The sequence below is a fragment of the Gemmobacter denitrificans genome (genome assembly GCF_036964905.1).
Taxonomy (GTDB): Bacteria; Pseudomonadota; Alphaproteobacteria; order Rhodobacterales; family Rhodobacteraceae; genus Gemmobacter; species Gemmobacter denitrificans.
Genome location: NZ_JBALHR010000008.1, coordinates 78,452 through 91,637, shown reverse-complemented (window position 1 = coordinate 91,637; position 13,186 = coordinate 78,452). Strand labels below are relative to the sequence as shown.

Sequence of the window (13,186 nt, the reverse complement as noted above, 5' to 3'; positions counted from 1 at the left end):
TGTCAGGCAGCCAGTCGCAAATGGGGCGTGCCATCCGAGGTGGTTTCGACCGTCTGGCCATCCGGGCCGATGGTGGCGCTGACCCGGCGGCGCAGATTGCTGAAATGCGGGCTGCGCACCGTATCGACCGGGGTATCAAAGGCGATGGTCACGCCCAATCGGCCCGCGCCTTTCGCCTGCAGGCCAAGGATGCACCCGGCAAAGGGATGGCCAAGGTAGTGCCCGCTGACCCTTTGGCCAAGGGTCCAGCGCGGGCTGTCTGCACCTTGGGGCGCGCGGGCCGCTGCGGTGTTCCAATCGGCCTGACCATGCGCCTGAGCCACCAGTTCCAGGGTGGCCGAATGGCTGACCCTCTGGCCCTGTGCCACAAGGGCGGAGCGCAGCCGCCTTGCCTGCGCCTTGAGATCAGAGATCGGCGGAAGATGTGTCGAAATACCCGACATGTGAGATCCTTTCGCTATGGTCATGCGACGGGGCAGAGGTCTCCGCATTCCTCGGCACGATGACCTTGCGATAGGCAGGATCGGATCGGGTCAGGCTTCACCATGGGCTGTTGCACCGCGCGGAGGGCGGGGGCCTGACACCCCTGCCGCCCATATGGGGCCGCTTGACCGTCTGCGCAAGGGGGCGATCCGCGCGCGGCAACTTTGGGGCAGGGAGCTACGACCGATCTGGACGGCGCAGTATTTTGGATAAACTGATCCGCGGTTCAATATCATAACCGCAGGCCCGATAGAATTCGACAACGGATGCGTTCGCTTCGACAACCTGCAGGTTGACTTTGACACAGCCCATGCCAACGAGCCTGCGTTCGGCGTCTTCAAGAAGCAGCTTCCCGATCCCCTGCTTCCGAGAGGACTTCAGAACCGCAATTCGTGATATCCAGCCCCGGTGTCCATCATATCCTGCCATCACGGACCCCACAACTGACGCGCCGTCGATTGCGACCAGAAGCAGATCAGGTTGAAACCGGGTCTTTTCTGGAATGGCGAAATCAGCCCTGTTCCATTCTGCATCATTCGGGAATGCTTGTTGCCACAAGGCATTCAGAGCCTGAAAATAGTTGGCCGTGTATGGAATGATATGAATCATTTTCTTGATGGGCATTGTTTTCTGCCTACACTATAAATGCCATCAGGGAAAGCACCATCCTGAATATGCGTTTTGGCTGCGCCCGGCTTGAAGGCCTTTGAACATCAGATGGCGGACATAGATCGCATGACAGGTTTTGATAGGGTGACTTTGCAGTTCTACGATGAAACCGCGCCGACCTACATGGCCAGTGGACAGGGCGGTGTCAGCCGCCATCTTGTGTCATTCCTTGCGACCTTGCCCCCCCGTGCCCGCATTCTGGAGCTTGGATGCGGCGGGGGGCGCGATGCGCAGGCCATGATGGCTGCCGGTCATAATGTCGATGCAACAGATGGATCCGCAGCAATTGCCCTCAAGGCTGAAGCGATTTTGGGAATTCCGGTGCGCGTCATGCTGTTCGAACAGCTTGAGGCATTGGCGGTATATGATGCGGTATGGGCCAGCGCATCTCTTTTGCATGTGCCACGCGCGGGTTTGCCCGACGTTCTGGCAAGGATCTTGCGGGCGTTGAAGCCCGGAGGATTGCACCATGCGACCTACAAGGGGGGCGGCCAAGAAGGACACGACAAGCATGGCCGATACTTCAACTATCTTTCTGAACAACAGATGATCGAGATGTACCTGAAATCCGGTCCTTGGAACATTCTGGCGACAAGCGCCTATACAGGCGGTGGTTATGATGACGGGGCACGGGGGCCGTGGGTCGCGATCACGGCACAGCGTCCGATTTGGCGGGAATGACCGGTCGGCACACTGCGGATGCAGAACCAGACTTGTCTTGCATGAAGAAGGCCCCGCCGGTCGTGCGGGGCCTTTGCTTAGGTGCTGGCGCGGATTTACGGCTGCGTGGCCGGGGCGCCGAGGTTGGGCGAGCCGATGGCAGGCGCACCAAGGCTGGGTTGCCCGGGGGCAGGGGCCGCGCCAGGCGAAGGTGCGGCAGTGCCGCCCAGATTGGGCTGACCCAAGCCACCGCCAAGGCCGCCACCCAGTCCTCCGCCCAGAGATGGCATCTGCGGCAGGGTGATGGTCACGTTCAACGTATCCACCGGCGCGCCCTTGTAGTGCATCACCATGCCCGGGAAGGCCACCACAAGCACTGTCATGAGCACCTGAATCCCGATGAAAGGGATGGCGCCGCGATAGATGTCGCCGGTCTTGATCCCTGACACCTTCTCGCGCGTAACCTTGTCGGTATAGGCGTCGCGTGGCGCAACCGAACGCAGGTAGAACAGCGCAAAGCCAAAGGGTGGCGTGAGGAACGAGGTCTGCATGTTCATCCCGATGATGACGCCCAGCCAGATGAGGTCGATCCCCATGCTTTCGGCGGCAGGCACGATCAACGGCACAATGATGAAGGCCAGTTCGAAGAAATCGAGGAAGAAGCCCAACAGGAACAGCACGAGGTTCACCGCGAACAGGAAGCCATATTCGCCCCCCGGTACTGCCGTCAGCAGATGTTCAACCCATTTGTGGCCATCGACGCCGTAGAAGGTGAGCGAGAAGACCCGGGCCCCGATCAGGATGAACATCACGAAGGCCGACAGCCGTGTGGTCGAGGCCAAGGCCTGGCTGATCAGCGGGACAGACAGTCGCCGCTTCATCAGGGCCAGCGCAAGGGCCCCAACCGCGCCCATCGCGCCCGCCTCGGTCGGGGTCGCAAGACCGATGAAGATGGTGCCCAGGACAAGGAAGATCAGCGCCAGCGGCGGGACCAGCACCATGATCACCTGTTGCGCCAGATGCGACATGATGTTCAGGCCGAAAAACTTGTCGGTCAGCGTGAACAAGAAAATCACCAGAACACCAACCACTGCGCCAAGGATATCGGCATTCGCCCCATGGGTGGGTGACAGCCAGACATGGGCCCCATAGCCAATCGCCATCAGCGCCGCGGCGGCGACCAGCAAGGATGTAACGCCCCTGCCCAGGGTGCGGGCCTCGGGCGGCAGGGCCGGAACCATGGATGGCCGGAAGATCGACAGCAGCAGGACATAGGCCATGTACAGCCCGGTCAGGATCAGCGCGGGCACCAATGCGCCCTTGTACATATCCCCCACCGACCGGCCCAACTGATCGGCCAGAACGATCAGCACCAGGCTGGGCGGCACGATCTGGGCCAGCGTCCCGCTGGCTGCGATCACCCCGGTCGCCACGCCCCGGTCATAGCCGTAACGCAGCATGATCGGCAGCGAGATCAGGCCCATCGCTATCACCGAGGCCGCAACCACGCCTGTGGTGGCCGCAAGCAGCGCCCCCACGATGATGACGGCATAGGCCAGACCACCGCGAATGGGGCCGAACAACTGTCCGATCGTATCCAGCAGGTCTTCGGCCATGCCGGACCGTTCCAGGATGATGCCCATGAAGGTAAAGAAGGGAATGGCCAACAAGGTGTCGTTCGACAAGACCCCCCAGAGCCGGTTGGGCATCGTATTCAGCAAGGGCCAGTCAAGCGTGATGACCCCGTTTGAAAAGGGTGCAAGTTCCACACCTATGAAGAAGAACAAAAGCCCGTTGGCGGCCAAGGCAAAGGCAACAGGGTAGCCGATCAACAGGAAGAAGACCAGCGACAGGAACATGATCGGCGCAAGGTTGGAGGCGATGAATTCGATCATTTCGCGACCTCCTTGATCAGCGCCTTGGCTTCGGCCTCGGCCGAGTCATGTACCGAAACATAGCGATTGTTGTCGGGCATCGCTCCGGTCATGATCGCGATTTTCTTGATGATTTCCGAAATGCCTTGCAGGGACAGCAGAACAAAACCGACCAGCAGAATGGCTTTGGCCGGCCAGATGACAAGCCCGCCCGAATTGGTCGATACCTCGCCCGAAAGAAATGATCGCATGGCATAGGGCCAGAGATAATAAACCATCAGCAGCACAAAGGGCATCAGGAAGAACACATGGCCAAGCAGGTCGATCCAGTGCTGGGCGCGGCGCGACAGCCGCGCATAGATCACATCGATGCGCACATGCTCATTCTGCTTCAGCGTATAGGCCGCCGCACCAAGAAAGGCCGCGCCGAACAGATACCATTGCAGTTCCAACCACGCATTGGACGATGTGTTGAACACCTTGCGCACCACGGCATTGGCCGCGCTGACCACAACTGCGATCAGGATCAGCCAGGTGACCGCCTTGCCGATGGTTTCGTTGATGCGGTCGATCCCGGCTGAGATCGCCAACAAGCTTCTCATATGTAACTTCCCCCCATGTGAAAGGCACCTTGTGGCGGTGCTCATACAGCAAAATTCACAAAAGTGGTAAGATAACTTTGCCACTTCCGCGAATACTTGCCCCGTTTGCGCCGAGTTTCACGGATTTTGCTCTGAAAACCAAGTGCCAAGCTGGTGATTTGGTCCTTTCCGATGCGCGACGGGCCGGGGTTCTTGAGTTCCCGGCGGGCAAGGCCTAAACCTGTGGCAAGAAACAAGGGAAACGCCTCATGCGCATCTTTCGCGATCTGGCCGGATCGATCGGCAACACCCCTCTCATCCGGCTGAACAAGGCCAGCGACCTGACGGGATGCGAAATTCTGGGCAAGGCCGAGTTCATGAACCCGGGCCAATCGGTCAAGGACCGCGCTGCGCTTTACATCATCAAAGATGCGGTCGCGAAAGGGTTGCTCAAGCCCGGCGGCACGATTGTCGAAGGCACGGCGGGCAATACCGGTATCGGGTTGGCACTGGTGGGGGCCAGCATGGGGTTCCGCACGGTGATCGTGATCCCGGAAACCCAGAGCCAGGAAAAGAAAGACATGCTGCGGCTGGCCGGGGCAGAACTGGTGCAGGTTCCGGCAGCGCCCTACCGCAACCCTAACAACTATGTCCGCTATTCGGGCCGTCTGGCCGAGGCATTGGCCAAGACCGAGCCGAATGGGGCGATCTGGGCCAACCAGTTCGACAATGTGGCCAATCGTCAGGCGCATATCGAAACCACGGGGCCGGAAATCTGGGACCAGACCGGCGGCAAGGTGGATGGGTTCATCTGCGCCGTGGGGTCTGGCGGAACGCTGGCGGGCGTCGGCATGGCCTTGCAGCCCAAGGGTGTCAAGATCGGGCTGGCCGATCCCGAAGGGGCGGCGTTGCACAGTTTCTATACCGAAGGCACCTTTGATGCGCCGGGATCGTCGATCACCGAAGGCATCGGGCAGGGGCGCATCACCGCCAATCTGGAAGGCTTTACCCCGGATCACAGCTATCGCATCCCGGATGCCGAGGCACTGCCGGTGGTGTTTGATCTGCTGGCCGAGGAAGGGCTGTGCCTGGGCGGATCGTCGGGGGTGAACGTGGCAGGTGCCATCCGCATGGCGCGCGACCTGGGTCCGGGCCACACCATCGTCACCATCCTGTGTGATTATGGTACGCGCTATCAATCCAAGCTGTTCAACCCGGATTTCCTGCGCAGCAAGGGATTGCCAGTGCCCGAATGGCTGGATGGCCCGGGCCGGGCGATCCCGGAAGTCTATACTGACGCATGATGCCAACGCTGCCCAGACTGCCCGTTCGTCTGCATCTGGGGCTGGCGCTGGCCCTTGCTGTGGTTTTTGGATCGACGGGGTTGGCGCAGGATGCGCCGCCCACCGGCGCACCCTCCGCGACCTTCACGCCTGCACCATCGCCGACCCCAGCCAGCCCCACGGCCCCGCTGACCAAAAGCCAGACGGCGGGCCAGGGCAGCAGCAGCAAATCGATTTCGCTGGCCCCCTCCGGGCAGAGCGCACTGGATTATGCCGCCTGGGAAACGCTGGCCACCCGCGCCGAAAACACGCTGGCAGAAGACAAGACATCGGATGCCGGGCTGGAACTTCTGCGCGGCCAACTGGTCGAATGGCGCAGCAAGCTGCAGGCGGCTCAGACCGCCAATTCCAGCCGTGTGCAATCGTTGCGCGATCAGATCACCGCACTTGGCCCGGTGCCCGCCGAAGGGGCCGAAGAAGCGCCCGAGATCGCCGCGCGCCGCAAGGAATTGTCTGAACAACTGGCCCGGGCCGAAGCTCCGGGCCGGGCGGCGGAAGAAGCCTATCGCCGCGCCAATGGACTGGTGGCCGAAGTCGATGGCGAATTGCGCGCGCGCCAGACCGAGCAATTGCTGAAACTCTGGCCCACCCCGGCCAACCCGGCCAACTGGGCACTTGCCGTTCAATCGATGCGCAATGTGGCCGTCGGTCTGGTGACCGAAGTGCGCGGCAACTGGAACCGCCCGACCAAGAAGGCCCAGCTTTTCGACATGCTGCCGGCGGTTGCGATCCTGTTGGTGCTGGGCCTTGTGCTGACCCTGCAGGCCCGATCGTGGATCGAACGCTTTGCCAATTGGCTGAATGCCGGTGCCGGAACCGGACGATGGCGCAAGGTCATGGCCTTCTTCGCCTCGCTCGGGCAGGTGATCGTGCCCACTTTGGGCGTGCTGCTGCTGTCTGTTGCGCTCGCCATCACCGAAATGCCCGGCTATCTGGGCATGAGCTTTCTGGAATCGCTGACGGATGCGGGTTTTGCGCTGTTCGTCTCTTATTGGCTGGGCGGGCGGATTTTTCCGCGCGATGATTGCAATGCCGGGCCGCTGGGGCTTTCGGCGGATCATTGCGCCGAGGGGCGGTTTCTGACCACGATGATCGGTCTGGTGCAGGGGGCGGAAATCCTGCGCGCCAGCCTGTTCCCTCCGGCATTGGTGGCCGAGGCAGCCTTGCCGGTGCTGGGCTTGCCGCTTCTGCTGGTCATGGCCTTCCTGCTGTGGCGCATGGGAAAATTGCTGAATGGCACCATCCGTGCGGCTGCCGAGGCGCAGGAGGGCCCGGATTTCCGCAACCGGGTGATCCAGCTGGTTGGCAAGCTGATGATTGTCATTGCCGTGGTCGCGCCGGTCCTGGCCCTGATCGGCTATATGACCGCGGCCGCTGCGCTGATTTATCCCGCCGCCGGATCGCTGGCGTTGATCGGGGTTCTGCTGGTGCTGGTGCAGCTGATTTCCGACATCTATCGCGCCATCATCCGCGCCGAGACCGAGGATCAGGGGCAAGGCCTGCTGCCGGTGCTGGCCGGGTTTGTGCTGACCATCTCGTCGCTGCCGCTGTTTGCGATGCTGTGGGGCGCCCGGGTCGAGGACATGGGCGAGATATGGAACCGGTTCACCAATGGGTTCATGCTGGGGGAAACCCGGATATCGCCCTCGAACTTCCTGTATTTCCTGATCCTGTTCGGCATTGGCTATGGTGTCACCAAGCTGTTCCAGGGGGCGCTGAAATCTTCGATCCTGCCCAAGACCAAGCTGGATCAGGGCGGGCGCAATGCCATCGTCGCGGGCACGGGATATATCGGCGTGTTCATTGCCGGGGTCGTGGCGTTTTCGGCGGCCGGGATTGATCTGTCAGGGCTGGCCATCGTGGCATCGGCTCTGTCGCTGGGGATCGGTTTCGGTCTGCAGAACATCGTGTCTAACTTCGTCTCGGGCGTGATCCTGCTGATCGAACGACCGGTCAGCGAAGGCGACTGGATCGAGGTCGGCACGGTTTCGGGCACGGTGAAAGCCATTTCGGTCCGCTCTACCCGCATCCAGACCTTTGACCGCAGCGATGTGATCGTGCCCAATGCCGATCTGGTGACCCAAAGGGTGACCAATTGGACCCGGTTCAACCTGTCTGGCCGGATCATCGTGCCGGTCGGGGTGGATTATGAAAGCGATACCCGCAAGGTCGCACGCGTTCTGCAGGAGATCGCCGAAGCGCAGCCCATGGCGCTGCTGAACCCGCCGCCGCAGGTGATCTTCATGGGGTTGGGGGCGGATTCGCTGAATTTCGAAATCCGCATGATCATCCGCGATGTGAACTTCTCGCTGACCGTGCGCAACGAAGTGAACCACGAAATCGTGCGCCGCTTCCGTGAAGAGGCCATCGCCATGCCCTTCAACCAACGCGACATCTGGTTCAAGAACCCGCAGGATCTGGCTGATGCGCTGGCCCGCACGCGTGCAGAACACACAGAACCTCCCGCCCTGACCAGGGCAAGCCTGCCGCTTGCCATGCCGCGTGCCGGGGCAGATGACCCCGCTGCGCTGCCCGATGCTGCGCAGCGCGACACTTCCGATGCCCTTGACAACGAGACCGAGCGATGACCGACCAGACCCGCCTGCTGTTTCGGGAAGATGCCTATCTGCGCGAGGCGCCAGCCAATGTGATCGCCCATACCGCCGAAGGGGGGGTGGTGCTGGATCAGACCGTGTTTTACGCGACGGCAGGTGGTCAGCCCGGCGATAGCGGCAGGCTGGTCTGGGATGGCGGCGCGCTGGACATTGCGACAGCTGTCAAGGCAGGTCCCGGGCAGATCGCGCTGGTCGCGGCGGAGCCCAAACCCATGCCACCGGTCGGGGCGCAGGTGATGCAACATCTGGATTGGGAGCGGCGGCACCGCCATATGCGGGTGCATACGGCCTTGCACCTGCTGTCGGTCGTCATCCCCTTGCCGGTGACCGGAGGGCAGATCGGATCCGAACGCGGGCGGCTGGATTTCGACATGCCCGAACCCCCCGATGATCTGGCCGCGCTGAACGATGCGCTCAACGCATTGATCGACCGCGATCTGGCGGTCACCGAAGACTGGATCACCGATGCCGAATTGTTGGCCAATCCGGGGCTGGTCAAGACCCTGTCGGTCATGCCGCCGATGGGGCAGGGGCGCATCCGGCTGGTGCGGATCGGGCAGGGGGCCGGGCAGGTGGATCTGCAGCCCTGCGGTGGTACCCATGTCGCCCGCACTGCCGAAATCGGTCGGGTCGAAATCGGCAGGATCGAAAAGAAGGGCCGCCAGAACCGGCGGGTCAGCCTTAATCTGCTGGATTGACGCGAGGAGGCCCACCTCCTCCAGTCTCAGAGCCCGTCTGGGATGCGCGCCAAGGCCCGCTGCACGATCGGGGGCGCATAATCCATGTCATGCAGCGTTTCCTGCCGCACGATCTGCCGCCACAGCGCGGGGTCGGGCGGAAGCCGCTCCAGCACTGCCGATGTGATGCGATTCATTCCATCCATCCGACGCCGCAGCAGCAAGGAAAACCCGGGGAAGAAGCGCATGTTCCCCTCCAGCCCGAATTCAAAGAAGTTGATGTTCGACTGGCCCTGCCGGTCCTGACAATAGACCGACACCCCGTCCAGATGCTGCCGTACCAACCCGAAATAGGCCAGTCGCGGAAAGCGGCGGACATTTGGGTTTTCCTGCTGGGCGAGGATGTTTTCCTCGAACCCCTTGAACAGGGTCACATCACCCGTGGTGCGGATCAGCGCCAGATTGGTGACAATCTTGCCGCTGAACATGAAGGACTTGCGCCAGAACCGATAGATTGCCTCGGGCAGCACCGCAGGATCGACGGGTCGCGATGGCCCGATCAACAGCTTGTCCCGCATCTCGATCAGGAACCGGTTCGGGATGGTTTCACGCAACTTGTCCAGCGGTTCCAGAAGGATGCGGGCATCCACATCGAAATGGGCACAGATTCGCGCCAGAATGTCGGGGCGCGGAAAGGCGTCGCCAGAGAGGTATCGGTTGAACTGGGTCCGGTTGATTCCAATGCTGTCGCAGACCGCCGTGATCGGGGGACCGCCGACGCATAACTGCCGGAGGTTGCGCCCGAAAATCGAACGTGCCTCTGTGGGAGAGAGCGGTGGCTGGGACATGGAGGAGGTCTTGGTGCCTTCGCTGGGTTGACGCTGATTAGCGTCAGTCGTGGTACAAAATCGTGCGCATGTCCACCTCGTTTGATGCTGAAAACCAAATGCGGTGCCTGCGGGCCTGTGCATTAATCAGTTTGAGGGATGGGTTCATCATCCCTGACGCAAACAGACGGACGATGGAGAATAATGATGCTGGGTGTCGTGATCTGGAGTTGCCAGCGCACAGGCCGGGCGATCGTGTGGTGTTCGGATCACCGCGATCTGGCGCATTACGATGGGGCAGGGACTTCGGTCTTACGGATCGAAGTCGGCGATCTGGTCGAAGTCACACTGATGCGCGAGAAATCGGTCCGGCGTTGCGTGGATATGAAGCTGGTCGAGGCGGCCTATATGCCTGAGGTGGCGCAGAATCTGCGTGGCCGTCCTGCAGCGATTGCCGCCGCCTGATGGCAACCGTGCAAGGGGCGCATTCCCCCCCTTGCACTCGCGCCCGGGTTCGGCATAAACACCCGTAACGGACAGGTGGCCGAGTGGTCGAAGGCGCACGCCTGGAAAGTGTGTAGGCGGGGAACCGTCTCGAGGGTTCGAATCCCTCTCTGTCCGCCAAACATCCCATAAAAGCCGTTGTTATTGCAGACATTTCTCTGGTCTGCGCCCGCGCTTCCCCCATTGCTTCCCCCACCTTGCACGAATGAAGCCCGACCTCGCTTGGTGTCGGCACTTTTTTCCCTCCATTTCTGCCGCGTGAAAATTTGGTGAAGCATGCCGGTTCCGATCCGGGGCCTAGTGAGATTGCACCACCCCCCACCTATTGGGAATCTGGCACAAGCGGGCCGATCCATGAAGTGATAAAGCCCCGCGCAGGGCGGGGTACTTTGCCTGCCTCAATCGAACAGGCTCCGCCGCTGATCTGGTGGCCTTACGCCCGCTCTTCCGGCTTGTTTCTCTTTGCACTGATTTCGCACAGAACGCCAAGGGCCACGGCGAGAAGAATGTACAGCATCACCTCGTTGATGGCTTCGCCGGTTGTCGCCGCCGATAGGTAGCGGCTGGCAAAGGCGCGGTTGCTTTCCATGTCAGCGGTGCCGTACGCCCCAGCGAAGGCGATGGAAATGTGGATGACCGAAAACCAGAACATCAGGTGCGCGATGACTTTTCCGATGCGCGTGAAGAACATACCGCCGAACCCTCCAAGGTGGTGCCGCCCGCCACCAACTTGGCTTGTGGGGGCGGAATGGGCAAGCGCCTGCCTCTGATTGCTCAGGCCATTCCACCGATACAAATGAAGTCATCACGCTGGCGGTGCATCGCACATTCCTTGACCGATCCGGGGCGCGGCTGGGCGGCAATGCCAAGATGATGCTGGGGGCCTGTGCCGGGGGTGCTGTGCGGCTCACAGAGGGCGCTGGGCCGCTGGTGGTGGCTGAGGGCATAGAGACCGCCCTAAGCCTTGCCTGTGGCCTTCTGGACGGGCCTTCAACGATCTGGGCCGCGCTGTCTGCCCCCGGCCTTCGTGCCCTGTCTTTGCCGCCCCAGCCGGGGGAAATCATCATCGCACAGGACAATGACCCGGCAGGCATCGCGGCGGGGCAGGTATTGGCAGGGCGGGCCTATGCGCTGGGCTGGAAGGTGGCGACACTCACGCCGCCCGATGGCTTCAAGGATTGGAATGATGTTTTGCGCGGGGGCACAGCGGCATGACGATAATCAAGCCTGTTCCCTATCCGGCACAGCCCGAGGGCTTCACCCCTTGGCAAGTCACCGATCCGGCCCGCATCCCTAGGACGCGCTTTGTCTATGGCGAAACCTATGCAGCGGGATACCTGACTGTCACCTTTGCCGCCCCCAAGACCGGCAAGAGCTTGCTGGCCATGGCCGAAGCGATTGACGCGGCATCGGGCCGGGGCTTCCTGACTGGCACCCCTGCCGATCCGTTGCGGGTGCTGTATTTCAACGCAGAGGATGACCAGGACGTGTTGAACGCCCGCGCGTTTGCGGTGCTGCAGGAACATGGCATTGGGCAAGACGCAATCGCGGGGCGGTTCTTCGCCGTGTCCGGGGTGCCCGCCGCACGGCAGCTTGTGCTGATCCGGGGAGGCGAAAAGGCCGAAATCAACGAACCGGCCTTTGACTTCCTGACAGACCTTTTCCAGCGCGAAGGCTTCGCCTTGGCCGTGTTCGATCCGCTTCAAGACCTGTCGCACAGCCCAGAGACAAACGACGCCTTTAGACTGCTGGGCGGGCGCATACGCCGCCTTGCGTCTGAATCCGGGGTGGCGGTGGGTCTGGTGCATCATACCCGCAAGCCCAGCGCCGGAGTGCAGGCCACGCTTGACGATGGGCGGGGCGGCTCTGCCTTGCGCGGGGTGGCACGGTTCAACCGGCTTCTGCTGCCCATGTCAGAGGCCGAGGGGGCGCAATCCGGGGTGGATGACTTCCGCCGATACTTCCGCATTGCCGAGGCCGAAAGCAACCTGCCCCCGCCTTCATCGGCCCGAAATCAATGGTTCGAGAAGGTGGGGGTGCCGATTGGCAATGGCGGGTATTACCCCACGGTGCGGCCTTGGGTCTGGCCCGAAGCCTTCGCCGGGGTGACGGTAAATGATGCCTGCAAGGTGCGGGCCGCGATTGCCGCCCGTGCCGCCGATGACATGCCACCCCGCGAAAGCCCGCAAGCGAAAGACTGGGCCGGGCTGGTGGTGGCTGAGGTGCTGGGGCTGGACGTGAACAAGAAAAGTGACAAGGCCCGGATCGCCGCGATGCTGCGCAAATGGATCGAAACCGGGGTGCTTGCGGTGGAAATCCTGCCAATCGGCAAGAACAGAAGGAAGGTGCCCAGCATCGTTGCAGGGCCAAATAACCCGGCTGAGGCGTGACGATGGCTGCACCCACCTGCACCCACCTTGCACCCACTTGGGGAAACTGCCTGCAACCTGCACCCACCACCACCCCCTTATAGGGGTGTGGGGTGGTGGTGGTGGCAGCATATGGCGCACCACCTGCACCCACCTGCGCCTGTGCTTGCCATGACCCGGAAAAGGCCCGGTATGCAGCTTGTCACGGTTCGGCCCGGTCCTGTGCTTCACGTCTGGCAGGAAGGGTCCGGGGTCGCAGCGGTGCAACTCACGCCCAGCGCCGCGCTGCGCCTTGCCGCCGATCTGTTGAACGCTGTTGACCCTTCAAGTCTGGCACAGGCCAGCACTGCCCAAGTTAGCCCAGCCCAGCCGCGCGCTGTCGTCACTTGCCCCCGCTTTGGCCCCTAGGAAATCAAGATGCCTGGCCCCGATCCCTTCGCGCTGTCTTATGACGAAACCCCAAGCGGTGCCCCGATAGTCCGGGCGGAAGTCTGGCCGCAAACCGGTCTATTCGCGGGCAATCGAAAGCACAGGAACGCCCGCGCCTTGCCCGTGCTGCGCCGCCTGCAGCGCAACGGCTGGAC

Annotated in this window: 13 protein-coding genes and 1 tRNA gene; 8 read left to right on the top strand and 6 right to left on the bottom strand. The window is 61.9% G+C overall.

Annotation, left to right across the window (positions count from 1 at the left end; translation table 11 throughout):
* Positions 1-2: 2 nt before the first annotated feature.
* Together V6590_RS13585 and V6590_RS13580 are read right to left on the bottom strand one after the other, a co-directional pair.
* Positions 3-443, bottom strand: a complete 441-nt coding sequence (locus tag V6590_RS13585) for a glyoxalase superfamily protein (protein ID WP_335423979.1) — start codon at positions 441-443, stop codon at positions 3-5.
* Positions 444-660: 217 nt separating this feature from the next.
* Positions 661-1,107 (bottom strand): GNAT family acetyltransferase, encoded by a 447-nt coding sequence (locus V6590_RS13580; protein ID WP_335423977.1) that lies wholly within the window; start codon positions 1,105-1,107, stop codon positions 661-663.
* Between the two features lie 72 nt (positions 1,108-1,179).
* On the opposite strand from V6590_RS13580, the gene V6590_RS13575 reads away from it, so the two are divergent.
* Positions 1,180-1,833, top strand: a complete 654-nt coding sequence (locus tag V6590_RS13575) for a class I SAM-dependent methyltransferase (RefSeq protein WP_335423975.1) — start codon at positions 1,180-1,182, stop codon at positions 1,831-1,833.
* A 95-nt stretch (positions 1,834-1,928) separates the two neighbouring features.
* On the opposite strand, the gene V6590_RS13570 is transcribed toward V6590_RS13575, so the two are convergent.
* Positions 1,929-3,707 carry a TRAP transporter large permease gene (locus V6590_RS13570; RefSeq protein ID WP_335423973.1) on the bottom strand — a complete coding sequence of 593 codons (1,779 nt, stop codon included), beginning with the start codon at positions 3,705-3,707 and terminating at the stop codon, positions 1,929-1,931.
* Positions 3,704-4,288, bottom strand: coding sequence for a TRAP transporter small permease subunit (locus V6590_RS13565; protein ID WP_335423971.1), 585 nt, complete (start codon positions 4,286-4,288; stop codon positions 3,704-3,706). The genes V6590_RS13570 and V6590_RS13565 overlap by 4 nt, the downstream gene beginning before the upstream one ends.
* A gap of 248 nt (positions 4,289-4,536) precedes the next feature.
* Here V6590_RS13565 and V6590_RS13560 point away from each other — a divergent pair, with 248 nt between their 5' ends.
* Genes V6590_RS13560 through V6590_RS13550 form a run of 3 tightly spaced genes read left to right on the top strand, consistent with a single transcriptional unit; the run spans position 4,537 to position 8,923 of the window.
* On the top strand, positions 4,537-5,571 hold the full coding sequence (locus tag V6590_RS13560; RefSeq protein ID WP_335423969.1) for a cysteine synthase A: 1,035 nt from the start codon (positions 4,537-4,539) through the stop codon (positions 5,569-5,571).
* Positions 5,571-8,198, top strand: a complete 2,628-nt coding sequence (locus V6590_RS13555) for a DUF3772 domain-containing protein (RefSeq protein ID WP_335423968.1) — start codon at positions 5,571-5,573, stop codon at positions 8,196-8,198. The genes V6590_RS13560 and V6590_RS13555 overlap by 1 nt, the downstream gene beginning before the upstream one ends.
* Positions 8,195-8,923, top strand: coding sequence for an alanyl-tRNA editing protein (locus V6590_RS13550; RefSeq protein ID WP_335423966.1), 729 nt, complete (start codon positions 8,195-8,197; stop codon positions 8,921-8,923). The genes V6590_RS13555 and V6590_RS13550 overlap by 4 nt, the downstream gene beginning before the upstream one ends.
* Before the next feature lie 26 nt (positions 8,924-8,949).
* Here the strand turns inward: V6590_RS13550 and V6590_RS13545 are convergent, their stop codons facing one another.
* Positions 8,950-9,750, bottom strand: a complete 801-nt coding sequence (locus V6590_RS13545; protein ID WP_335423964.1) for a helix-turn-helix domain-containing protein — start codon at positions 9,748-9,750, stop codon at positions 8,950-8,952.
* 186 nt (positions 9,751-9,936) lie between these two features.
* Between V6590_RS13545 and V6590_RS13540 the strand changes: the two genes are divergently transcribed.
* Positions 9,937-10,194 carry a hypothetical protein gene (locus tag V6590_RS13540; RefSeq protein WP_335423962.1) on the top strand — a complete coding sequence of 86 codons (258 nt, stop codon included), beginning with the start codon at positions 9,937-9,939 and terminating at the stop codon, positions 10,192-10,194.
* A 69-nt stretch (positions 10,195-10,263) separates the two neighbouring features.
* Positions 10,264-10,353: transfer RNA gene (locus V6590_RS13535), tRNA-Ser, on the top strand.
* 313 nt (positions 10,354-10,666) lie between these two features.
* On the opposite strand, the gene V6590_RS13530 is transcribed toward V6590_RS13535, so the two are convergent.
* Complete coding sequence (locus V6590_RS13530; RefSeq protein ID WP_335423960.1) at positions 10,667-10,924, bottom strand: hypothetical protein; 258 nt, start codon at positions 10,922-10,924, stop codon at positions 10,667-10,669.
* Between the two features lie 125 nt (positions 10,925-11,049).
* On the opposite strand from V6590_RS13530, the gene V6590_RS13525 reads away from it, so the two are divergent.
* Positions 11,050-11,448: a toprim domain-containing protein gene (locus V6590_RS13525; RefSeq protein ID WP_335423958.1), complete on the top strand. Its 399-nt coding sequence runs from the start codon at positions 11,050-11,052 to the stop codon at positions 11,446-11,448.
* Entirely contained in the window at positions 11,445-12,623 is a 1,179-nt protein-coding gene (locus V6590_RS13520; RefSeq protein WP_335423956.1) for an AAA family ATPase, read from the top strand. Before V6590_RS13525 ends, V6590_RS13520 begins: the two co-directional genes overlap by 4 nt.
* Positions 12,624-13,186 lie beyond the last annotated feature (563 nt).

Bases quoted from the DNA above. Each gene is read 5' to 3' on its own strand.
- V6590_RS13585 (WP_335423979.1), bottom strand. From the start codon at position 443: ATGTCGGGTATTTCGACACATCTTCCGCCGATCTCTGATCTCAAGGCG.
- V6590_RS13580 (WP_335423977.1), bottom strand. From the start codon at position 1,107: ATGCCCATCAAGAAAATGATTCATATCATTCCATACACGGCCAACTAT.
- V6590_RS13570 (WP_335423973.1), bottom strand. From the start codon at position 3,707: ATGATCGAATTCATCGCCTCCAACCTTGCGCCGATCATGTTCCTGTCG.
- V6590_RS13565 (WP_335423971.1), bottom strand. From the start codon at position 4,288: ATGAGAAGCTTGTTGGCGATCTCAGCCGGGATCGACCGCATCAACGAA.
- V6590_RS13560 (WP_335423969.1), top strand. From the start codon at position 4,537: ATGCGCATCTTTCGCGATCTGGCCGGATCGATCGGCAACACCCCTCTC.
- V6590_RS13555 (WP_335423968.1), top strand. From the start codon at position 5,571: ATGCCAACGCTGCCCAGACTGCCCGTTCGTCTGCATCTGGGGCTGGCG.
- V6590_RS13550 (WP_335423966.1), top strand. From the start codon at position 8,195: ATGACCGACCAGACCCGCCTGCTGTTTCGGGAAGATGCCTATCTGCGC.
- V6590_RS13545 (WP_335423964.1), bottom strand. From the start codon at position 9,750: ATGTCCCAGCCACCGCTCTCTCCCACAGAGGCACGTTCGATTTTCGGG.
- V6590_RS13540 (WP_335423962.1), top strand. From the start codon at position 9,937: ATGCTGGGTGTCGTGATCTGGAGTTGCCAGCGCACAGGCCGGGCGATC.
- V6590_RS13530 (WP_335423960.1), bottom strand. From the start codon at position 10,924: ATGTTCTTCACGCGCATCGGAAAAGTCATCGCGCACCTGATGTTCTGG.
- V6590_RS13520 (WP_335423956.1), top strand. From the start codon at position 11,445: ATGACGATAATCAAGCCTGTTCCCTATCCGGCACAGCCCGAGGGCTTC.